At 49.7% G+C, this 21,271-nt stretch carries 21 protein-coding genes and 2 tRNA genes; 4 read left to right on the top strand and 19 right to left on the bottom strand.

Annotated features, from left to right (window positions below; all coding sequences use genetic code 11):
- Positions 1–13: 13 nt before the first annotated feature.
- From FH968_RS12280 to FH968_RS12270, 3 genes are all read right to left on the bottom strand, one after another.
- Positions 14–1,060: a permease gene (locus tag FH968_RS12280; protein ID WP_139879861.1), complete on the bottom strand. Its 1,047-nt coding sequence runs from the start codon at positions 1,058–1,060 to the stop codon at positions 14–16.
- A 90-nt stretch (positions 1,061–1,150) separates the two neighbouring features.
- Positions 1,151–1,801 (bottom strand): NAD(P)H-binding protein, encoded by a 651-nt coding sequence (locus tag FH968_RS12275; RefSeq protein WP_139879859.1) that lies wholly within the window; start codon positions 1,799–1,801, stop codon positions 1,151–1,153.
- Positions 1,802–1,816: 15 nt separating this feature from the next.
- Entirely contained in the window at positions 1,817–2,257 is a 441-nt protein-coding gene (locus FH968_RS12270; RefSeq protein WP_139879857.1) for a YhbP family protein, read from the bottom strand.
- Between the two features lie 53 nt (positions 2,258–2,310).
- On the opposite strand from FH968_RS12270, the gene FH968_RS12265 reads away from it, so the two are divergent.
- Positions 2,311–2,619, top strand: a complete 309-nt coding sequence (locus tag FH968_RS12265; RefSeq protein WP_139879855.1) for a GIY-YIG nuclease family protein — start codon at positions 2,311–2,313, stop codon at positions 2,617–2,619.
- Here FH968_RS12265 and FH968_RS12260 read toward each other — a convergent pair.
- Both FH968_RS12260 and FH968_RS12255 read right to left on the bottom strand, forming a co-directional pair.
- Positions 2,603–3,109 (bottom strand): GNAT family N-acetyltransferase, encoded by a 507-nt coding sequence (locus FH968_RS12260; protein ID WP_139879853.1) that lies wholly within the window; start codon positions 3,107–3,109, stop codon positions 2,603–2,605. The two genes, FH968_RS12265 and FH968_RS12260, sit on opposite strands and share 17 nt — an antisense overlap.
- Positions 3,103–3,627 carry an SCP2 domain-containing protein gene (locus FH968_RS12255; protein ID WP_139879851.1) on the bottom strand — a complete coding sequence of 175 codons (525 nt, stop codon included), beginning with the start codon at positions 3,625–3,627 and terminating at the stop codon, positions 3,103–3,105. The genes FH968_RS12260 and FH968_RS12255 overlap by 7 nt, the downstream gene beginning before the upstream one ends.
- Positions 3,628–3,873: 246 nt before the next feature.
- Between FH968_RS12255 and FH968_RS12250 the strand changes: the two genes are divergently transcribed.
- From FH968_RS12250 to FH968_RS12240, 3 genes are all read left to right on the top strand, one after another.
- The gene (locus tag FH968_RS12250; protein WP_139879849.1) at positions 3,874–4,869 is read left to right on the top strand and encodes a peptidase U32 family protein; all 996 of its coding nucleotides are present in this window, start codon (positions 3,874–3,876) and stop codon (positions 4,867–4,869) included.
- An 8-nt stretch (positions 4,870–4,877) separates the two neighbouring features.
- On the top strand, positions 4,878–5,762 hold the full coding sequence (locus FH968_RS12245) for a U32 family peptidase (protein WP_139879847.1): 885 nt from the start codon (positions 4,878–4,880) through the stop codon (positions 5,760–5,762).
- A gap of 103 nt (positions 5,763–5,865) precedes the next feature.
- Positions 5,866–6,876 carry a luciferase-like monooxygenase gene (locus FH968_RS12240; RefSeq protein ID WP_139879845.1) on the top strand — a complete coding sequence of 337 codons (1,011 nt, stop codon included), beginning with the start codon at positions 5,866–5,868 and terminating at the stop codon, positions 6,874–6,876.
- 31 nt (positions 6,877–6,907) lie between these two features.
- Here FH968_RS12240 and mtr read toward each other — a convergent pair whose 3' ends face one another.
- The 14 genes from mtr to secG form a co-directional block, all read right to left on the bottom strand.
- On the bottom strand, positions 6,908–8,152 hold the full coding sequence (mtr, locus tag FH968_RS12235) for a tryptophan permease (RefSeq protein ID WP_139879843.1): 1,245 nt from the start codon (positions 8,150–8,152) through the stop codon (positions 6,908–6,910).
- 159 nt (positions 8,153–8,311) lie between these two features.
- A complete protein-coding gene (locus FH968_RS12230) occupies positions 8,312–10,306 on the bottom strand; it encodes a DEAD/DEAH family ATP-dependent RNA helicase (protein WP_139879841.1) in 1,995 nt (664 codons plus the stop codon).
- The gene (gene yrbN, locus FH968_RS12225; RefSeq protein ID WP_139880003.1) at positions 10,299–10,376 is read right to left on the bottom strand and encodes a protein YrbN; all 78 of its coding nucleotides are present in this window, start codon (positions 10,374–10,376) and stop codon (positions 10,299–10,301) included. The genes FH968_RS12230 and yrbN overlap by 8 nt, the downstream gene beginning before the upstream one ends.
- A 110-nt stretch (positions 10,377–10,486) precedes the next feature.
- On the bottom strand, positions 10,487–11,371 hold the full coding sequence (gene nlpI / locus FH968_RS12220) for a lipoprotein NlpI (protein WP_139879839.1): 885 nt from the start codon (positions 11,369–11,371) through the stop codon (positions 10,487–10,489).
- Between the two features lie 123 nt (positions 11,372–11,494).
- On the bottom strand, positions 11,495–13,624 hold the full coding sequence (gene pnp, locus FH968_RS12215; protein ID WP_139879837.1) for a polyribonucleotide nucleotidyltransferase: 2,130 nt from the start codon (positions 13,622–13,624) through the stop codon (positions 11,495–11,497).
- Positions 13,625–13,869: 245 nt separating this feature from the next.
- Complete coding sequence (gene rpsO, locus FH968_RS12210) at positions 13,870–14,139, bottom strand: 30S ribosomal protein S15 (RefSeq protein ID WP_002434239.1); 270 nt, start codon at positions 14,137–14,139, stop codon at positions 13,870–13,872.
- Between the two features lie 153 nt (positions 14,140–14,292).
- Entirely contained in the window at positions 14,293–15,237 is a 945-nt protein-coding gene (gene truB / locus FH968_RS12205) for a tRNA pseudouridine(55) synthase TruB (RefSeq protein ID WP_139879835.1), read from the bottom strand.
- Positions 15,237–15,641 carry a 30S ribosome-binding factor RbfA gene (gene rbfA, locus FH968_RS12200; protein ID WP_034459684.1) on the bottom strand — a complete coding sequence of 135 codons (405 nt, stop codon included), beginning with the start codon at positions 15,639–15,641 and terminating at the stop codon, positions 15,237–15,239. Before rbfA ends, truB begins: the two co-directional genes overlap by 1 nt.
- A 71-nt stretch (positions 15,642–15,712) precedes the next feature.
- Complete coding sequence (gene infB, locus FH968_RS12195; RefSeq protein ID WP_139879833.1) at positions 15,713–18,394, bottom strand: translation initiation factor IF-2; 2,682 nt, start codon at positions 18,392–18,394, stop codon at positions 15,713–15,715.
- Positions 18,395–18,418: 24 nt separating this feature from the next.
- Positions 18,419–19,906: a transcription termination factor NusA gene (gene nusA, locus FH968_RS12190; protein ID WP_139879831.1), complete on the bottom strand. Its 1,488-nt coding sequence runs from the start codon at positions 19,904–19,906 to the stop codon at positions 18,419–18,421.
- Positions 19,907–19,933: 27 nt separating this feature from the next.
- Positions 19,934–20,386, bottom strand: coding sequence for a ribosome maturation factor RimP (gene rimP / locus FH968_RS12185; RefSeq protein WP_139879829.1), 453 nt, complete (start codon positions 20,384–20,386; stop codon positions 19,934–19,936).
- 210 nt (positions 20,387–20,596) lie between these two features.
- A tRNA-Met gene (locus tag FH968_RS12180) sits at positions 20,597–20,673 on the bottom strand.
- A gap of 60 nt (positions 20,674–20,733) precedes the next feature.
- Positions 20,734–20,820 (bottom strand) — tRNA-Leu (locus FH968_RS12175).
- Positions 20,821–20,868: 48 nt separating this feature from the next.
- Positions 20,869–21,198: a preprotein translocase subunit SecG gene (secG, locus tag FH968_RS12170; protein WP_139879827.1), complete on the bottom strand. Its 330-nt coding sequence runs from the start codon at positions 21,196–21,198 to the stop codon at positions 20,869–20,871.
- Positions 21,199–21,271 lie beyond the last annotated feature (73 nt).

The raw sequence follows: 21,271 nt of genomic DNA, 5'->3' as shown, positions 1-21,271 counted from the left end.
CTACGGGGCTTTTTTATATTAGAGCCAACGCGCCAACAATCGCCCCACTCAACGCCACCAGACCACCCGCTAACCACAGCGCTTTAGCGGGAAACGCCTTATGCAGCATAACTAATGATGGAAGACTCAGGGCTGGCAAAGTTATCAACAAGGCCAGTGCTGGAGCCATCCCCATTCCCGCCAGCATCATGGTCTGTATAATTGGGATTTCAGCCGCAGTGGGGATCACAAACAGGCAGCCGGCAATCGCCATCGCAATCACCCAGAACAGTGTGTTATCCACCATGCCATCAGCATGCGGGAACAACCAAACACGAGCAGCCCCCAGAACCAGAACCGCGATGATATAAACCGGGATCGTGCTCCAGAACAAATTCCACAGAGCTTTCATCCAACGTTGTAGGAAGTTGCCTTGCACCTGCGCTGTGGCGATAACAGGTTGTGGGATATCGGTGGTTTGAGGCTGGTCCTTCACCCAATGTTGCACAAGAGTCGCCACACCTAATACCGTGATAATCCCAGCAATGACGCGAATTAAAACAAACTGCCAACCGAGTACAAATCCCATAAATACAAGTGTCGCCGGGTTCAGTAACGGGTTACCCAGCCAAAACGCTAGCGCTCCGCCCATAGAAACCGACTGACGTCGCATTCCTACCGCGACAGGCGCTGCGCAGCAAGTACACATCATGCCAGGCAGTGAGAAAAGTGTGCCAAATAGAGTACCGCTAAAACGAGACTGGCCGAGGGTTCGTAGCAACCAGTTTTGTGGGATCAGTACTTGAATCAGCGAACCTAAAAGTACACCCAATACTGCGGCTTTCCATACGGCAAGGAAGTAGACCATTGCATAGTCCCACGCCGCTTTGAATAGATTAGCTTCCGGCTGGGCAATAATGGATTTACCGATACTGTGCGTTTCGGCGGCAGTGAAGGCTTTGCCGTAATACGGCTGCCATTTCACTACCCACAAGCCAACAATGACCACGGCAAAAAACAGGACTGGTTTCCACCAGGCGAACGATTTTTCGTCCACACGCAGTGAAGTTTGAGTTTGCATTGAACATTACCCTGAGATCAAAAAAGACGATTTGTATTATTTTATTGGAATGAATAATACGACTACTGTCAGGGTATTGGAAAGGTAACGCTAAGAAATCGCTGTTCGAGCTGCGATTTCGCGCAACTGACGTGAGTCCAGAATGTTCACGCCATCGTGCGAAGGGGAAAACGCTTCGTGCAACATTGCCTTTGCCACATCCCGTGCTTCGATTGATTTCCATTTGCCAGGCATGATTTTAAACAAGGGGGCAAAAAGCGATTCGTTAAAGCGTTGTGATTCACGATGCCCGAGCAACATGGATGGGCGAGCAATCGTTAGATGCGGCCAGTCTTGTGCTATCAGCGCTGCTTCCATTTCACCTTTTACCCGATTATAAAAAAATGGCGATTTACTGTTAGCACCAATCGCACTGACCACCAGCATCTGTTTCGCGCCCAAACGCAGGCCTGTTATCGCAGTGTCCACCACCAGTGTGTAATCCGCCAGAACGAACGCTTCTTTACTACCTGCCTCACGCATCGTGGTGCCAAGGCAGCAAAAAACGATATCAAGCGGTTCGGTTAATTGCGTTAAAGCATCACTTAACTGTAGATCGTAAGGATTAGTGACTTTGTTCATCGGCGGTACTGGACGCCGTGTTGCAGCAACGATGTGGCTGACTTGCGGTTCATCAATCAGCATACGTAGTAAGTGCCCACCGATCAGGCCTGTGGCCCCCGTAATCAAAACCCGACTCATAAGTTCTCCTTTCGCTTATTCACCAAGTTTAGTGTTATCCCGCAACCAGTGTAATTTTTTCCCAAAACCGAGCGTGTTGTCGGTCATTTTTATCTCATCAAGCCTGATTTCCCAGACCGGGGCTTTCATCACTTTCGCCACCGGGAAGCGCTTGCAGTAGCGGCTGCGAATGCTTTCAACTTCATCTTCAACCAGGGTGATTTCACCGCGAAACTGTACGCCACGGATTAAGGCGACGGTTTTCGGCTGCCCGTTAACGGTTCCAGCAACATTGGCCTTTTTGCCAATAAGTTCGCCGTGCCGGGTGTGGGTTTCGCTTAACAGATAAAATGCTACGCGTTGTTCATCGAATAAGTAGAATGCGTTGGCGCACCATAAATCGCCATTGCTGCCTGCGCAGTATGTCAGTACGTGCTGTTTGTTCAGCCAACGACTGATGGCATCGAGAGTTTCCATGTGCAACCTGAAGAGTGATATTCTGCGGAAAACGTTAATTATGCGCCCCCTTTATGTCATCCTGGTATTTGTATTTAGTCCGTACTCTCGATAACCGTTTGTATACCGGCATCACTACCGATGTGGTACGTCGTTTTGGTCAACACCAGTCTGGAAAAGGGGCGAAAGCGCTACGCGGAAAAGGTGAACTGAAATTGGCGTTTAGTCATCTGGTGGGCGATCGCTCATCAGCTTTGCGCCTGGAATATCGTATAAAACAGCTGACTAAAATGCAGAAAGAGATGTTAGTAGCAGGGAAATTATCTTTTGAAGATCTGCTGGCAGACCTTCAAAAGACCCAAGAAATTAAAATTCGCGATTGAAGTGCTCGTGATATTCAACCAGGCCGCTCACACCATTTAGCGCGTCTTCAGCCAACGGATGAATCAAGAAGCAAGCTTCGGTATCGGGCCAGGTACAACGTAAAGCAAACTGTGCTGCAGGAACAAAACCAAAGCGCCCGTACATAGCCGGTTCACCTAAAGTAACCACCGCCGCGTAGCCAAATTCATTGAGTGAATCCAGCCCTTCGTATACCAGTTGTTTTGCCAGACCCTGACCACGGTAAGCTTCGTCTACAGCAAGTGGCGCAAGGCCAACCCACTGAAGCTCTTCACCTTCTACTGCGACGGGACTAAATGCGGCGTAACCGATAACCTGGCCTTCATCATCTGTGGCAACGATACCCAGAGTTAACAGGCCGTCCTCCCGCAAATCCTTCACTAAATCCGCTTCACCATTTCCTTTAAAAGAACGGCGGAGTAAAGCGTCGATGCCTGGAGCATCAATAGGTATTTCTACACGAATTAGCATGGCTCACCTACCGAGTTACTTTCTGGAGCAGGTTTGTGGTTCATTCCTGCTTCGACAAAATCAGCCAGTTGCAGCAGTAGCATGCGTAAAGGTTTCGGCATTGCATCCAGCTCAATGGCATCCATTAAATTTTTGACATAAAGACCCAGCTCAGTGTCACCTTCAATCACCAGGCGGCGCTGGAAAAATAAGGTATCAGGATCTTGTTTACGTGCGGCTATCAGCAGCAGATCGTTAGCGGTCGCGCTGAAACTAACATCTGCCGGAGCATCTTCACGTACCACCAGCTTATTATCTTGCACCGAAGTAAACCACTTCAGACCGAGATCGCGTACTTCAATACTTAACCAGCGATCCTCCAGAAATTCGAGTTCACCCTCGGCGAGAGCCTGCCGAAACTGCCATCCAAGCACTTGTTCAAGTACCTGACGCTTCAGAGCAAAGGGTGTCAGTTTAACCGGTGTTCTCAACAATGACGGGCCAAGATGGACCAGGCGTGAACGCAATTTATCCAGCACGAGCTCTACTCCTTGAAAAATTTAACCGCTATTTTGCCACACCAACCATTCTCCGTAGCGGTGCAAATCAACAATTGCGCGAGTTATCGATAGCACTTATAAGGCTCATCAATACGCCATTAGCTGCCTTAAATCAAAATTTGTCGCCGCCGGGTTATCTAAAATCCCAGTTCGTTAACAATTTTGCCGCCTACCTTAGGGCTGCATGGGTTACCTCTGAGGTTACCCGATGATTCAGGATAAATTATGGAGTTGCTTTGCCCAGCTGGAAACTTACCGGCGTTGAAAGCGGCCATCGATAATGGTGCCGATGCGGTTTACATTGGCCTTAAAGATGATACCAACGCTCGCCATTTTGCTGGACTGAATTTCACGGAGAAGAAACTGCAAGAAGCGGTAAGTTACGTGCATCAACGTGGCCGTAAGCTTCATATCGCTATCAATACGTTTGCGCACCCGGACGGCTATGCGCGCTGGCAACGAGCAGTGGATATGGCAGCGCAACTCGGGGCCGATGCCCTAATTCTGGCTGATCTGGCGATGCTTGAGTATGCGTCAGAGCGTTACCCGCATATCGAGCGCCATGTTTCGGTACAAGCCTCCGCCACCAACGAAGAAGCAATTCGCTTTTATCATCGCCATTTCGACGTTGCTCGTGTTGTTTTACCACGCGTGTTATCCATTCATCAGGTGAAACAGCTAGCCCGTGTGACTCCCGTACCGCTGGAGGTTTTTGCCTTTGGTAGCCTGTGCATCATGGCGGAAGGTCGCTGCTATCTTTCTTCTTATTTGACCGGTGAATCACCGAATACTGTGGGCGCTTGTTCTCCGGCGCGTTTTGTCCGTTGGCAGCAAACACCGCAGGGTCTTGAATCGCGCCTTAATGATGTGCTGATTGACAGGTATCAGGATGGTGAAAATGCCGGTTATCCGACGCTGTGTAAAGGGCGCTATTTGGTTGATGACCAGAAATACCATGCTCTTGAAGAACCAACCAGCCTGAACACGCTTGAACTGCTGCCTGAATTACTCGCGGCAAATATTGCTTCGGTGAAAATTGAAGGCCGCCAGCGCAGCCCGGCATATGTCAGCCAGGTGGCCAAAGTATGGCGTCAGGCCATCGACCGCTGTATGGCGAACCCTGAAAACTACCAGGCACAACCTGCATGGATGGAAGCTCTGGGTGCAATGGCTGAAGGCACGCAAACCACTCTCGGTGCCTATCACCGTAAATGGCAGTAGGAATGACCATGAAATATTCATTAGGGCCAGTGCTGTACTATTGGCCAAAAGAAACGCTAGAAAAATTTTATCAGGCTGCAGCAAACAGCAACGCCGAGACTATTTATCTTGGTGAGTCGATATGTAGCAAACGTCGCGCTACAAAAACAAGTGACTGGCTGGATATGGCGAAAAGCCTCGCAGTTCAGGGCAAGCAAGTCGTGCTTTCCACTTTGGCTCTGGTTCAAGCTCCTTCTGAGCTCAACGAGTTAAAGCGCTATGTCGAGAATGGCGATTTCTTGATTGAAGCCAATGACCTGGGTGCTGTGAACATGGCAGCAGAGCGCAAGCTTCCTTTTGTCGCGGGACATGCACTCAACTGCTATAACGCGGTAACGCTACGGTTGCTACTGAAACAAGGCATGGTTCGTTGGTGCATGCCGGTTGAACTATCGCGTGACTGGCTGGCAAACATGCTCATTCAGTGTGATGAGTTGGGTATCCGCAACAAATTTGAAGTTGAAGTTCTTAGCTACGGACATCTGCCGCTAGCCTATTCAGCACGTTGCTTTACTGCACGTTCCGAAGATAAGCCAAAAGATGAATGCGAAACCTGCTGCATTAAATATCCAGTAGGGCGCAACATGCTTTCCCAGGAAAATCAGCAAGTGTTTGTGCTCAACGGAATTCAAACCATGAGCGGCTATGTTTACAACCTTGGAAACGAACTGGCTTCGATGAAAGGGCTGGTTGATATGGTCCGTTTATCACCGATGGGGATGGAAACGCTGCGAGTTCTGGAAGAGTTCCGCAAAAATGAAAACGGCAGTGCACCTTTAACTCTGACACAGCAAAATGATTGTAATGGTTACTGGCGGCGCGTTGCTGGTTTAGAGCTGGTAACTCAGAGCTGAGAAAAGGCTCACTTTGTTACTTAAATGTTGATGTTTTTGCGCAATACTGAGGCTAATTATCAGCAAACGAAGTTACCCACTTCGTCTAACAAAGTGAGCCGTTATGTCTGACATTACCCAAGTTCCGTTCTCTTTACTCGATTTAGCCCCTATTCCACAAGGCTCCCAACCTCGTGACGCATTTCATCGCTCTCTGGATTTAGCTCGTCTTGCCGAAAAGCGTGGATATCACCGCTACTGGTTGGCTGAGCACCACAATATGACGGGTATTGCCAGTGCGGCAACATCGGTACTGATTGGTTATTTGGCGGCAAATACAGAAACTTTGCGCCTGGGTTCTGGCGGCGTAATGTTGCCGAACCATTCGCCGTTAGTCATCGCCGAGCAATTTGGTACGCTGGAAACTCTCTACCCAGGGCGTATTGACCTGGGATTAGGCCGAGCACCGGGCAGCGATCAGCGCACTATGATGGCATTACGCCGCCATATGAGTGGTGATATCGATAATTTCCCGCGTGACGTAAGTGAGTTAGTATCCTGGTTTGACGCAACAGATCCTAATCCAGCGGTACGCCCGGTTCCTGGTTACAACACAAAAATTCCTGTCTGGCTACTGGGTTCAAGCCTGTATAGCGCACAACTTGCCGCACAACTTGGGCTGCCGTTCGCATTTGCCTCGCACTTTGCGCCAGACATGTTGTTCCAGGCATTGCAACTTTACCGTGCCCAATTCAAACCGTCTGCTCGCCTGGAAAAACCGTATGCAATGGTGTGCATTAATATCATCGCCGCCGACAGCAACCGCGACGCTGAATTCCTGTTCACATCGATGCAGCAGGCCTTCGTTAAATTGCGTCGTGGTGAAACAGGCCAGTTGCCGCCTCCAATTGAAAATATGGACAATTTCTGGAGCCCGGCAGAGAAGTATGGTGTGCAACAGGCATTAAGCATGTCATTGGTGGGTGATAAAGCGAAAGTACGCCACGGGCTGATTTCATTACTGCGGGAAACACAGGCCGACGAAATTATGGTTAACGGCCAAATTTTTGATAGCGAGGCTCGAATGCATTCATTTGGTTTAGCGATGGATGTGCATGAAAGCCTGAAGAATTAACGAATTAGCCCCTCAACAGAGGGGCTAATTTTTAATGATAAACCGGCAGTAAATCGAAGCTCGATAGGATGTGGATCGCGGCATTGGTCACGCCGAAGATGAGTATCAGCACAATCATTTTATTCCCTCCCCAAACCCGATAAAGCGGGCTGCCAAACTTTTTGCGTGAGGCTTTTGCCAGAAGTGCAGGAACAATAGCCGCCCAGATAGTTGCTGCCAGCCCCGCAAAACCAATTGCGTAGATAAACCCATCAGGCCAGATAACTCCACCCAACATTGGCGGGATAAATGTCACCAGCGCGGTTTTCAACCGCCCCATTGGCGAGTCGTCGAATTTAAACAGATCGGCCAAATAATCGAATAATCCTAACGTCACCCCAAGGAATGAGCTGGCTACGGCGAAGTTGGAGAACACGATAAGCAACAAGTCCAGAGTGCGACTGTTTAGCACACCGCTCAATGCACCGACCAGCACATCAATATTCCCGCCTTTATCCGCAATCGCGATAAAATCGCTGCGTGGGATATTACCCATGCTGCCAACCAACCAGATGATGTACAGCCCCAGCGCCATCAGCGTTCCCCATAACAAACAGCGCTTAATGGTTTGGGGATCTTTGCCGTAATACTTCATCAGGCTCGGCACATTACCGTGGTAGCCAAACGAGGCGAGACAAAATGGTAGTGTCATCAGCAGATACGGGAAATAGCTCGAATTTATCGCTTTGCTATCTAACAACGTTGCGGGTTCGATATGCCACATCAGGCCGCCAAACGTCATAAAGAAGGTCAGGATTTTTGCACCGAGAACAATCGTCGTCATACGGCTGACTGCTCTGGTGCTTAACCAGACAGTAAAGGCGACCACCAATGCAAAAATCAACCCAGCGAATCGCGCTGGGAATTCTACAGACATTTTGCCCAGCGTATGATGGATAATCGAACCACTTGCCGAAATATAGGCATAAGTCAGTATGTAGAGCACAAACGCGATGGAAAGACCGTTAATCAGATTCCAGCCTTTGCCCAATAAGTCTTTAGTAACGGTGTCAAAACTGGAACCAACACGGTAGTTGAGGTTGGCTTCCAAAATCATTAAACCGGAATGCAGCATACAAAACCAGGTCACCAACAGTGCCGCTACAGACCAGAAAAACCACGCACCCGACATCACCACCGGCAGGGAAAACATCCCAGCGCCAATAATAGTCCCGCCAATAATCATTACCCCGCCGAAAATAGACGGTGATACCTGGGTGGTCGATAAGGTTGCCATACGAATTCCTGAAACGATGAACAGCTGTCGAAGCGACAGGTTTACTGCGATACATTGTACCAGTACATGAGTACAATTTGGATAAAAAAAATCCCAGTTGGTTTAACTGGGACTTTTATTACTGTCTGCTGTTAATCAGCAGGCGTAAGCTTCTGTCAATTAAGCTTCGGTAGTACGACGACGAGCAGGAGCTGCACCGCCATCTTCACGACGTGGGCCACGACCGCCTTCACGACGTTCGCCGCTGAAGCTACGTGGTGCACCAGCACCCGCTGGGCCATCACGACGTGGACCGCGGCCGCCTTCACGACGCTCACCACCACCGTTACCGAAAGCACGGCCTGCACCGCCAGCGCCGCCGCCACGACGTTCGCCGCCACGGTCAGTACGAGGTTGTGCATCACCCATCAACTGCATATTCATTGGTTTGTTCAGAATACGAGTGCGGGTAAAGTGCTGCAGGATTTCACCTGGCATGCCTTTTGGCAGCTCGATAGTAGAGTGAGTACCGAACAGCTTGATGTTACCGATGTAACGGCTGCTGATGTCGCCTTCGTTAGCGATAGCGCCAACAATGTGACGAACTTCAACACCATCATCACGGCCAACTTCAATGCGGTACAGTTCCATATCGCCAACGTCACGACGTTCGCGACGAGCTGGAGCTTCGCCATCACGCTGTGGACGATCGCCACGTTCTGGGCGGTCACCGCGTGGTGCACGATCTGCACGATCGCCACGTGGTGCACGGTCGCTACGCTCGAAACGCTCATCACGTTCACGGAATTCACGCTTAGGACGCATTGGTGCATCTGGTGGCAAGATCAGAGGACGTTCACCCTGTGCCATTTTCAGCAGTGCTGCAGCCAGAGTTTCGATATCCATTTCTTCTTCAGCAGAAGGCTGGATTTTCGCCAACAGGCCACGGTACAGATCCAGATCGCTGCTATCCAGTTGTTGCTGAACTTTAGCGGCGAACTTAGCCAGACGACGCTCACTCAGCAGTTCACGGTTTGGCAGTTCTACTTCAGGAATAGTCAGCTTCATGGTGCGTTCGATGTTGCGCAGCAGACGACGCTCGCGGTTCTCAACAAACAGCAGAGCACGGCCAGCACGACCCGCACGACCGGTACGACCGATACGGTGAACGTAAGACTCAGAATCCATCGGGATGTCGTAGTTAACAACCAGGCTGATACGCTCAACGTCCAGGCCACGAGCTGCAACGTCGGTTGCAATCAGGATGTCCAGACGACCGTCTTTCAGACGTTCCAGAGTCTGCTCACGCAGAGCCTGGTTCATGTCGCCGTTCAGCGCTGCGCTGTTGTAGCCGCTTTGCTCAAGGGCTTCAGCCACTTCCAGAGTTGCGTTTTTGGTACGAACGAAGATGATCGCCGCATCAAAATCTTCAGACTCAAGGAAACGGACCAGCGCTTCGTTTTTACGCATACCGTGCACAGTCCAGTAGCTCTGGCTGATGTCCGGACGAGTCGTCACGCTAGATTGGATGCGAACTTCCTGTGGATCTTTCATGAAGCGACGGGTAATACGACGAATCGCTTCTGGCATAGTTGCAGAGAACAGAGCGGTCTGATGACCTTCTGGGATCTGCGCCATGATGGTTTCAACGTCTTCGATGAAGCCCATACGCAACATTTCATCAGCTTCATCCAGTACCAGACCTTTCAGGCTGGACAGATTCAGCGTACCGCGTTTTAAGTGATCAAGCAGGCGGCCTGGGGTACCAACAACAATTTGTGGTCCCTGACGCAGGGCGCGCAGCTGCACGTCATAACGCTGGCCACCGTAAAGGGCCACAACGTTTACGCCGTGCATATGTTTAGAGAAATCCGTCATGGCTTCAGCAACCTGAACCGCCAGTTCGCGGGTAGGTGCCAGCACCAGGATTTGTGGTGCTTTCAGCTCTGGATCAAGGTTGTGCAGCAACGGTAAAGAGAACGCTGCAGTTTTGCCGCTACCAGTCTGGGCCATACCCAGTACATCGCGGCCGGCCAGCAGTTGTGGAATACACTCTGCCTGGATTGGAGATGGTTTTTCATAACCCAGATCGTTCAGGGCTTTAAGGATGGAGTCGTTAAGACCCAGATCAGAAAAAGTAGTTTCGATAGTAGTAGTCTCGATGATATCAGTCATGTAGTACATGTGCCTCGTAGATGGCGGCCAGTCTACATAACTCATCGTGAAATTGACCTGCAATTTTCATTGAAAAGTGTGAACCGGCTCAAATTTGGTTGATTAACGAACAAAAACGCCCTCACCCGTTAAGGTGATGACTTTAATAATAAAGTTTATGGGCTGATCGATGTTCGTCAGCTATTGCTGGTCCGATTCTGCCAGGTCATCTTGCTCCTGGCCCAAGAGCGCTAATTCCAACAATGCATAACGATGCTCAACGTAGTTGTGTACGTTGTTAGCGACCGCTAACTTGAACAGTGCTGTGGCGCTGTCCTTTTCCCCCAGACTTAGGTAGTACTTACCTAAATAGAAGTTGGTTTCACTGAGATGCTCAGCGAGCGAGGTGTTATCCGTTGCGTCCGCCTCGAGGCGTTCCATTAACGTTTTTTCGCTAATGTTCCCCAGGTAGAACTCGACAATGTTCCATCCCCATTGCTCTTTATCCGATCTGTCGAAGCGCTGTTGTAACGCTACTTTAGCCTGCTTTGCATCTAAATTGCTTTCTGCAATGTAGAGCCACAGACTACGGAAAGGATCATTGGGATCGTCTTGATAAAACGCTAGCAGATCATCTTGCGCTAAACGATAACGACCACCGTAGTAGAGGGCGATACCGCGATTTAAATGCGCATAGTTGTAAGTTGGATCAAGCTCAAGTACAGAATCAAACGCTTCATAGGCAGCATCAAAATTGCCTGCCTGCGTTAAATATATACCTAAGTAATTGAATACTTCAGGCATATCGGGGCGGATTGCCAACGCTTGTGAAAAATCATTTCGCGCTAGAGCCCGCAAGCCGAGGCTATCATACAACACTCCGCGCTCATATAAAAGCTGTGCGCGTTCATCATCGGTTAAAGCCCTACTGGCAAGTATCTGTTCCATGCGTGCAAGAATGACTTCTTGCTGCAAAGTTGGCTGCAATGGCACCGCCAGGACTTCACGTTCACGCCAGGAGGAGTTGCTGCATCCTGCCAGCGTTAGAGCTGTCGCAACGAAACACCAGCGCAAAAAAGGCTTCATTTCCCACTCCCGAAGACAACAAATGGATGACGTCCTGTCCACCGGCTCTAAAACGAGACTCCCTGCCCCGTAATAAACAGCTCTCCATGGAAGCATGGAGAGCTTAATCGGTATCGCGTAATCTTACTCAGCTTCTGGTGCAGCAGGTGCTGCGTTTTCTGCTGGAGACTGCTCGGTTGCTTCTTTGATGCTTAAACGAACACGGCCCTGGCGGTCAACTTCCAGTACTTTAACTGGAACTTCTTGACCCATCTGCAGGTAGTCAGTCACTTTCTCTACGCGCTTGTCAGCGATTTGAGAGATATGTACCAGACCTTCTTTACCGCCACCGATAGCAACAAATGCACCGAAATCTACGATACGGGTCACTTTACCCTGATAGATACGGCCCACTTCGATTTCAGCAGTGATCTCTTCGATACGACGAATGGCAAATTTCGCTTTCTCACCATCGGTCGCAGCGATTTTAACTGTACCGTCGTCTTCGATTTCAATAGTAGTGCCGGTTTCTTCGGTCAGCGCACGAATCACAGAACCACCCTTACCGATCACGTCTTTGATCTTGTCTGGGTTGATTTTGATTGTGTGAATACGTGGAGCGAACTGAGAGATATCGCCACGCGGAGCGTTGATAGCCTGTTCCATCACGCCAAGGATATGCAGACGCGCACCTTTAGCCTGGTTCAGAGCCACCTGCATGATTTCGCGGGTGATACCTTCTATTTTGATATCCATCTGCAGTGCAGAGATACCTTCACGGCTGCCGGCAACTTTAAAGTCCATGTCGCCCAGGTGGTCTTCATCACCCAGAATGTCAGACAGAACAACAAAGTTTTCGCCTTCTTTAACCAGACCCATCGCAATACCGGCTACAGCGGCTTTGATTGGCACGCCTGCATCCATCAGTGCCAGTGAAGCACCACATACGGAAGCCATGGAAGAAGAACCGTTAGATTCGGTGATTTCAGACACAACACGCACGGTGTACGGGAAGCGATCGGCTTCAGGCATAACAGCCAGTACGCCACGCTTAGCCAAACGACCATGACCAATCTCACGACGCTTCGGTGAACCGACCATGCCGGTTTCGCCTACGCAGTACGGAGGGAAGTTGTAGTGGAACAGGAAGTTGTCGGTACGTTCGCCCATCAACTCGTCCAGATTCTGTGCATCACGTGCGGTGCCCAGGGTCGCAGTTACCAGCGCCTGAGTTTCACCACGGGTGAACAGTGCAGAACCGTGAGTACGTGGCAGAACGCCAGTACGCACATCCAAACCACGGATCATGTCTTTTTCGCGACCATCGATACGCAGCTCACCAGCCAGAATACGGCTACGAACAACGTTTTTCTCGATAGCGTGCAGAATATCGCTTACTTCGCCAGCATCAATCGTTTCGTCTTCTGCTGACAGTGCAGCGATAACGTCAGATTTGATGATGTCGACTTGTGCGTAGCGTTCTTGCTTATCAGTAATACGGTAAGCATCGCTCAGGCGGGATTCAGCAAGAGCAGCAACTCGCGCGTTTAGCGCTTCGTTAGCGGCTTCTGGCTGCCAGTCCCAACGTGGTTTGCCGGCTTCAGCAACCAGAGAGTTGATGTTCTGGATAACAACTTGCTGTTGTTCGTGGCCGAATACTACCGCGCCCAGCATCTGGTCTTCGCTCAGCAATTCAGCTTCGGATTCAACCATCAGCACAGCACCTTCGGTACCGGCAACAATCAGGTCCAATTTGCTGGTTTTCAGTTCGTCAGAAGTTGGGTTCAGAACGTACTGGTCATTGATAAAGCCGACACGAGCACAACCAATTGGGCCATTGAATGGAATACCAGACAGGCTCAGAGCAGCAGATGCACCGATCATTGCAACGATGTCCGGGTGAACTTGTGGGTTCACGGAAACAACGGTCGCGATAACCTGAACTTCGTTAACAAAACCTTCCGGGAACAGCGGACGCACTGGACGGTCAATCAAACGCGCGATCAGTGTTTCGCCTTCGCTTGGACGGCCTTCACGACGGAAGAAGCTACCCGGGATACGACCAGCAGCGTAAGTACGCTCCTGATAGTTAACCGTCAGAGGGAAGAAGTCTTGACCTGCTTTAGCTTTTTTCTGACCTACTACAGTCACAAATACTGCAGTGTCATCCATGCTTACCATTACTGCTGCGGTAGCCTGGCGAGCCATCATACCGGTCTCGATAGTGACCGTATGCTGACCGTATTGGAATTTACGGACAATCGGAGTTAGCAAAATAATATCCTTAATAATCTTTGGTAGCAGGTGATTGCACTTGCTCCTTTTAACCCGATCTCTATCGCATCCTCGCGACTAATGACAACCCTGACCCGCCCCTGCGGATAAAGCCTCTCATTAGCCGCGCGAACCTCTGCAACAAAGATCACACACTGCAACAATACATTAGTTTCCATAGAATTGCTGCCATCTGGTTGAAAAAAGGGGCCTTAAAAGGCCCCTTTTTCTGAAACTCGCAAGACTTAGCGACGCAGACCCAGACGCTCGATCAGGCTGGTGTAACGTGCTACATCTTTACGCTTCAGGTAGTCGAGCAGTTTACGACGCTGAGAAACCATACGCAGCAGACCACGACGGCTGTGGTGATCTTTTTTGTGTTCTGCAAAGTGACCTTGCAGGTGGTTAATCTGTGCAGTCAGCAGTGCAACCTGAACTTCGGTAGAACCGCTGTCGTTAGTACCACGACCAAACTCAGAAACGATTTTAGCTTTAGCTTCAACGCTTAGAGACATTTTCAACTCCAGAATTATAGATAAAAAGATAGAGTGCCGATCTCTAATTCAGCAACTCCAGTGCACATTCACACAACTGTTAAACAGGAGTTTGAATGTTAAGCCGCGCCATTTTACCTGTAGCAACCTGTTATCGCAAGGCAACTACAAGTGTCAGACGGGATACTCTACAACCAGACGACGAGGCGCAACGCGTCCATCATCATCAATTTCAGCCATGCCGATAAATTTACCTTCATCACCTTCGGTGACGCGGACGAGCCCTTCTGTTGGGCTACCAGAGACTTGCACCGGCTGCCCATTCTTGAAGTAACCCGCAACAGCAGGTAATAAATTCACGATTGGGAAGTCCGAAGCAGGACTATCCATTGGCATCAATAGCGTGTCTAGCAGCACGGATGGATCAATTTCTTGCATTTGCGCTTGTTCAACTAATGTATTCAATTGCTCAAGCGTTACCATGCGTTCTACGGGATACTTGCTCACTGCAAGACGGCGCAGGAAAGTCACATGGGCTCCACAACCAAGTTTTTCACCTAAGTCATCGGTGATAGTTCGGATGTACGTTCCTTTAGAACAGTGAATTTCCAGTTCCAACTCATTGCCTTCATGGCGAATAAATACAAGCTCGTAAACCGTGATAGATCGTGCTTCACGCGGCACTTCGATACCCTGGCGTGCATACTCATAGAGCGGTTTGCCTTGATATTTCAGTGCGGAGTACATCGATGGAACTTGCTGGGTTTCACCACGGAAACTGTCCAATGCCGCAGCCAGCTCTTGTTCGGTAAAGGTCACCGGACGCTCCTGCACAACGGTGCCATCGGCATCAGAAGTGTCAGTACGCTGCCCAAGGCGGGCAATTACACGGTAACGTTTATCGGAGTCCAGCAGGTAACGCGAGAATTTCGTCGCTTCACCAAGGCAAATCGGCAGCATTCCGGTTGCAAGCGGGTCAAGCGCTCCGGTATGACCGGCACGGTTAGCATTATAAATTCGCTTAACTTTTTGCAACGCATCGTTCGAAGACAAACCCTGAGGTTTATCTAACAACAGCACTCCGTGAATATCACGACCACGACGACGAGGACGACTCATTAATCCTCCTTGCTGTCATCCGTATCGTTTACACGACGCTCATCATCGTTTCTGATGACGTTAGAAACCAGATTCGACATGCGCATCCCTTCAACCAACGAGTTATCGTAGAAGAAGGTCAATTCAGGCACGATACGCAGACGCATCGCTTTGCCCAACAAAGAACGAATGTAGCCAGATGCATCCTGTAAAACCTTGATGCCTTCTTTCACTGCTTGTTCGTCTTTATCGTTCAGGAACGTGACAAAAACTTTGGCATAAGCCAGATCGCGTGACACTTCGACACCAGAAACAGTGGTCATCATGCCCAAACGCGGGTCTTTAATTTCGCGCTGCAGGATGATTGCGATTTCTTTCTGCAATTCCTGAGAAACACGCTGTGGGCGACCAAATTCTTTCGCCATAATAAATTCTCCATACAAATCGGGGGGCGCTCGGCCCCCCTTAAAGATATTAGCTAAACGCTCGGCTGATATCAGGCGATGGTACGCTGGATTTCGATGATTTCGAAGACTTCGATAACATCACCAACACGCACATCGTTGTAGTTCTTCACGCCGATACCACATTCCATACCGTTACGAACTTCGTTAGCATCATCTTTGAAGCGGCGCAGGGATTCCAGCTCGCCTTCATAGATAACAACGTTGTCGCGCAGTACGCGGATTGGGTTGTGACGTTTGACCACACCTTCGGTAACCATACAACCTGCGATCGCACCAAACTTCGGTGATTTGAACACATCGCGAACTTCGGCCAAGCCGAGGATCTGTTGTTTCAGTTCCGGAGACAGCATACCGCTCATTGCTGCTTTAACTTCGTCAATCAGATGATAAATGACGGAGTAGTAACGCAGATCCAGGCTTTCGGATTCAATTACGCGACGAGCAGATGCATCAGCACGTACGTTAAAGCCAACGAGGATAGCGTTAGAAGCTGCAGCAAGCGTTGCGTCAGTCTCAGTGATACCGCCAACACCAGAACCGATGATTTTAACTTTAACTTCATCAGTAGACAGTTTCAGCAGGGATTCGCAGATCGCTTCAACAGAACCCTGAACGTCGGCTTTCAGCACGATGTTCACTTCAGACACTTCGCCTTCGGTCATGTTGGCGAACATGTTTTCCAGTTTAGATTTCTGCTGGCGAGCCAGTTTAACTTCACGGAATTTACCCTGACGATACAGAGCAACTTCGCGAGCTTTTTTCTCGTCACGAACAACTGTTACTTCATCACCAGCTGCTGGCACACCAGACAGACCCAAGATTTCAACAGGAATCGACGGACCAGCTTCTGCAACTTCACGACCCATTTCGTCACGCATTGCACGAACACGGCCATATTCAAAGCCACAAAGAACGATATCGCCTTTGTTCAGAGAACCTTCACGAACCAGAACAGTTGCTACCGGACCACGACCTTTATCCAGGAAGGATTCGATAACTACGCCGCTCGCCATACCATCACGCATTGCTTTGAGTTCAAGAACTTCAGCTTGCAGCAGGATTGCATCCAGCAGTTCGTCGATACCTGTACCCGCTTTTGCAGATACGTGTACGAACTGGCTTTCGCCACCCCACTCTTCTGGCATGATGCCGTACTGAGACAGTTCCTGCTTAACGCGGTCTGGATCAGCTTCTGGCTTATCAATTTTGTTCACTGCAACAACTACCGGTACCTGCGCCGCTTTCGCGTGCTGGATTGCTTCGATAGTTTGTGGCATTACGCCATCGTCTGCAGCAACAACCAGAACAACAATATCCGTTGCCTGAGCACCACGAGCACGCATAGACGTAAACGCTGCGTGGCCTGGGGTATCCAGGAAGGTGATCATGCCGTTGTCGGTTTCTACGTGGTATGCACCGATGTGCTGGGTAATACCACCCGCTTCGCCAGACGCCACTTTAGTAGAACGAATGTAGTCGAGCAGAGAGGTTTTACCGTGGTCAACGTGACCCATGATGGTAACAACCGGTGCGCGTGACTCAGCCACTGCATCAGTGTCACGGTCGCTCATCAGCGCTTCTTCTAGCTCGTTCTCACGACGCAGGATAACTTTGTGGCCCATTTCTTCAGCAACCATCTGAGCAGTTTCCTGATCGATGACCTGATTAATGGTAGCCATAGCGCCCATCTTCATCATCGCTTTGATGACCTGAGAGCCTTTAACCGCCATTTTGTTTGCCAATTCTGCAACAGTAACAGTTTCGCCGATTACGACGTCACGATTAACTGCCTGAACAGGCTTGTTGAAGCCTTGTTGCAGTGAACTAGGCTTACGCTTACCTTTACCACCACGTACCGCAGCACGAGCTTCTTCACGGTCAGCTTTAGACTCGCCGTGTTTTCCGCCTTTCTTCTGGCGTGGAGCTTTAGTTGCAGTAGTACGAGCACGAGTACGTCCAGCTTCTACCTGACGGTCGTTTTCGTCTTCTGCCTGGCGGGCATGTTGAGAAGTGGTCACGTGGTAATCAGTTTTATCATCTTCCACTTTCTCTTCTTCCGTCCATACACCAACGTTAGCTTCAGCCATTTTACGGGCTTCCTCAGCTACACGGCGGGCGTCTTCTTCTAATTTGCGACGGGCTTCTTCTTCCGCTTTACGCTTAAGTTCTGCAGCGTCAGCTTCGCGGCGGGCTTTGTCGGCCTGGGCGCTTTTCGTCATATCGTCTTGATTGCTCACTTTGTCTTTTTCCGCAGCTTCACGTTTCGCTTTATCAGCGGCTTCGCGCTTAGCTTTATCTTCAGCATCACGCTTAGCTTTTTCTTGCGCCTCACGTTTGGCAGCTTCCTGCGCCTCACGTTGGGCTTGCTCTTCCGCTTCACGCTGCGCCTGTTCTTCCGCGGCAAGACGTTCGGTCTCTTGCGGATCACGTTTCACAAAGGTGCGCTTCTTGCGGACTTCGATTTGTACCGATTTACTTTTCCCACCGGTACCTGGAATGTTTAAAGTACTGCGCGTTTTGCGCTGTAATGTCAACTTATCTGGCGCAGAACCATGTTCACGGTTCAGGTGCGTCAGCAATGTCTGTTTTTCCTGGGCCGAGACAGAATCATCAGCAGCCTTAGGGATCCCTGCATCAGCAAATTGCTGTACCAGGCGGTCCACGGAGGTCTGAATCTCTGCGGCCAGCGCTTTTACGGTTACATCTGTCATGCTGTTCCTTCCTGCTACAGTTTATTACGCTTCGTCGCCAAACCAGCAGATATTGCGAGCGGCCATGATCAATTCGCCGGCCTTCTCGTTAGTTAAACCTTCAATATCTGACAAATCATCGACACCTTGCTCAGCCAAATCTTCTAGCGAGCTCACACCGCGTGAAGCGAGTTTAAAGGCCAGATTGCGATCCATACCTTCGAGGTTTAGCAGATCCTCTTTAGGTTTGTTATCGCCCAGACTTTCCTCTTGCGCCAATGCCAGTGTGGTGAGGGCGTTTTTGGCGCGATCACGTAATGCTTCCACTGTATCTTCATCAAGGCCATCAATTTCCAACAGCTCTTTCATTGGCACATAAGCCAATTCTTCGAGAGTGGAGAAACCTTCTTCTACCAATACAGTGGCAAAATCCTCGTCGATTTCGAGGTATTTGGTAAAGGTATCAATGGCCGCATGAGCTTCAGCCTGATGCTTGGCTTGCAGGTCATCAACAGTCATTACGTTGAGTTCCCAGCCACTCAGTTGTGCAGCCAGACGTACGTTCTGACCGTTACGACCGATAGCTTGTGCCAGATTGCCTGCCTCTACCGCGATATCCATTGTATGTTTGTCTTCATCAACAACAATGGAAGCCACGTCTGCTGGAGCCATAGCATTGATAACAAACTGTGCAGGGTTATCGTCCCACAACACAATATCAATACGTTCGCCAGCCAGTTCAGTAGAAACTGCCTGAACACGCGCACCACGCATGCCAACACAAGCCCCTACTGGGTCGATACGCTTATCATTGGTTTTCACGGCGATTTTCGCACGAGAACCAGGATCACGCGCAGCGGCTTTAATTTCAATAACTTCTTCGCCAATTTCCGGCACTTCAATGCGGAACAGTTCGATCAACATTTCAGGTTTGGAACGGCTAACAAACAGTTGAGCACCACGAGCTTCCGGACGCACAGCATAAAGCACACCGCGGATACGGTCACCTGGGCGGAAGTTTTCACGCGGTAACATATCTTCACGAAGAATAACAGCTTCAGCGTTGCTACCGAGATCCAAAGAGATGTTATCGCGGTTAACTTTCTTCACAACACCCGTGATTATCTCACCTTCGTGTTCGCGGAATTGGTCAACAACCATTGCGCGCTCAGCTTCACGTACTTTTTGTACGATAACCTGTTTTGCGGTTTGCGTGGTGATACGGTCGAAGGTCACAGATTCGATCTGGTCTTCGACATATCCACCAACATTCAGCTCAGGATCTTCGAATTGAGCCGCATCAAGGGTGATTTCACGCGTTGGTTGGGTAACTTCTTCTACAATGACCCAACGGCGGAAAGTATCAAAGTCACCACTTTTACGATCGATGCTGACACGCACATCAATCTCTTGCTCGTATTTTTTCTTCGTCGCTGTTGCCAGTGCACTTTCCAGCGCTTCGAAAATCTTCTCGCGTGGCAATGATTTTTCGTTGGAAACTGCTTCAACAACAGCCAAAATTTCTTTGTTCATCCTGGGTTTTCACCTCAATCCAAACTATTAAAAGTGGGGTACCAGGTTCGCTTTCTGGATGTTGCTCAGCGCGAACACTTCATCTTTGCCTTCCACCGTAACCGTGATCATCTCACCTTCTACGGCTTTAATAATACCCTGCCATTTACGACGGTTTTGCACAGCCATTCGCAACACAATGCTCACTTCTTCGCCGGTAAAGCGAACGTAATGCTCTGCATTGAACATTGGGCGATCAAGGCCTGGTGAGGAAACTTCCAGGTTGTAAGCCACAGTGATAGGGTCTTCGACATCCAGTACTGCACTTACCTGGTGACTGACATCAGCACAATCATCAACATTGATGCCATCTTCACTATCAATATAGATGCGCAGCGTGGATTGGCGACCCCGAACAAATTCGATTCCTACCAATTCATAGCCCAGCGCCTCGACCGGTGCTGAAATCATCTCTGTTAATTTTTGCTCTAATGTGGACAAGCCCACCCCCAAGACATAAAAAAAGGGCATATAGCCCAGTTATTCTGAAGTCAGATAACAAAAAACCCCGATAAATCGGGGCTTTATATAACTGAACCCTGTACACCGCAATAGCGGCCCGGACACCATCCAGGAGAATTTTTTTCTAAATTCTTCGCGAGGCACCAATTGGTGTTCACAGTATATTTGAAAAAGAACTCTCAGGGAAAGTGGTTGCGGGGGCCGGATTTGAACCGACGACCTTCGGGTTATGAGCCCGACGAGCTACCAGGCTGCTCCACCCCGCGTCCGAAAACGTGGCAAATACTACGCCAGAATTGCATTAAATGCAAGAATTGCAGGAATTTTGGTACCGAGGACGGGACTTGAACCCGTAAGCCCAATCGGGCACTACCACCTCAAGGTAGCGTGTCTACCAATTCCACCACCTCGGCACTTTGCGTACGGCAATCAAATCTTACCGCACAGAAGCTTACTGCTTATTACTGCGGGATATCGCTGCTCGGCTTGGTAAGTGCCGCTGGCTGTGACTCAGTTTTTGTTGGCTGAGTTAAATTATCCCACACACTTCCTTTATCGGTTTTGTTGGTATTGAGGTTACCCAGTACCAGGCTGATGATAAAGAACAGCGTTGCTAACACAGCGGTCATACGGGTCATGAAATTACCTGAACCATTTGAACCAAACAGCGTAGCGGAAGCGCCTGCTCCGAAGGAGGCTCCCATATCAGCGCCTTTACCTTGCTGCAGCATGATAAGACCTACAAGGCCCAAGGCTACAATAAGGAAAACAACTAAAAGAGCTTCGTACATAATCAACCTGTTCCTTGCGGTTTTACCGCATACCAAAGCTTCAAACCAGTCAAGCGGATACGTTTAAGTTTAC

Source organism: Buttiauxella sp. B2 (assembly GCF_006376615.1).
In the GTDB taxonomy this organism is placed as follows: domain Bacteria; phylum Pseudomonadota; class Gammaproteobacteria; order Enterobacterales; family Enterobacteriaceae; genus Buttiauxella.
Note: the sequence above shows the minus strand (reverse complement) of the source record. Positions and strands in the feature narration are given on the sequence as shown.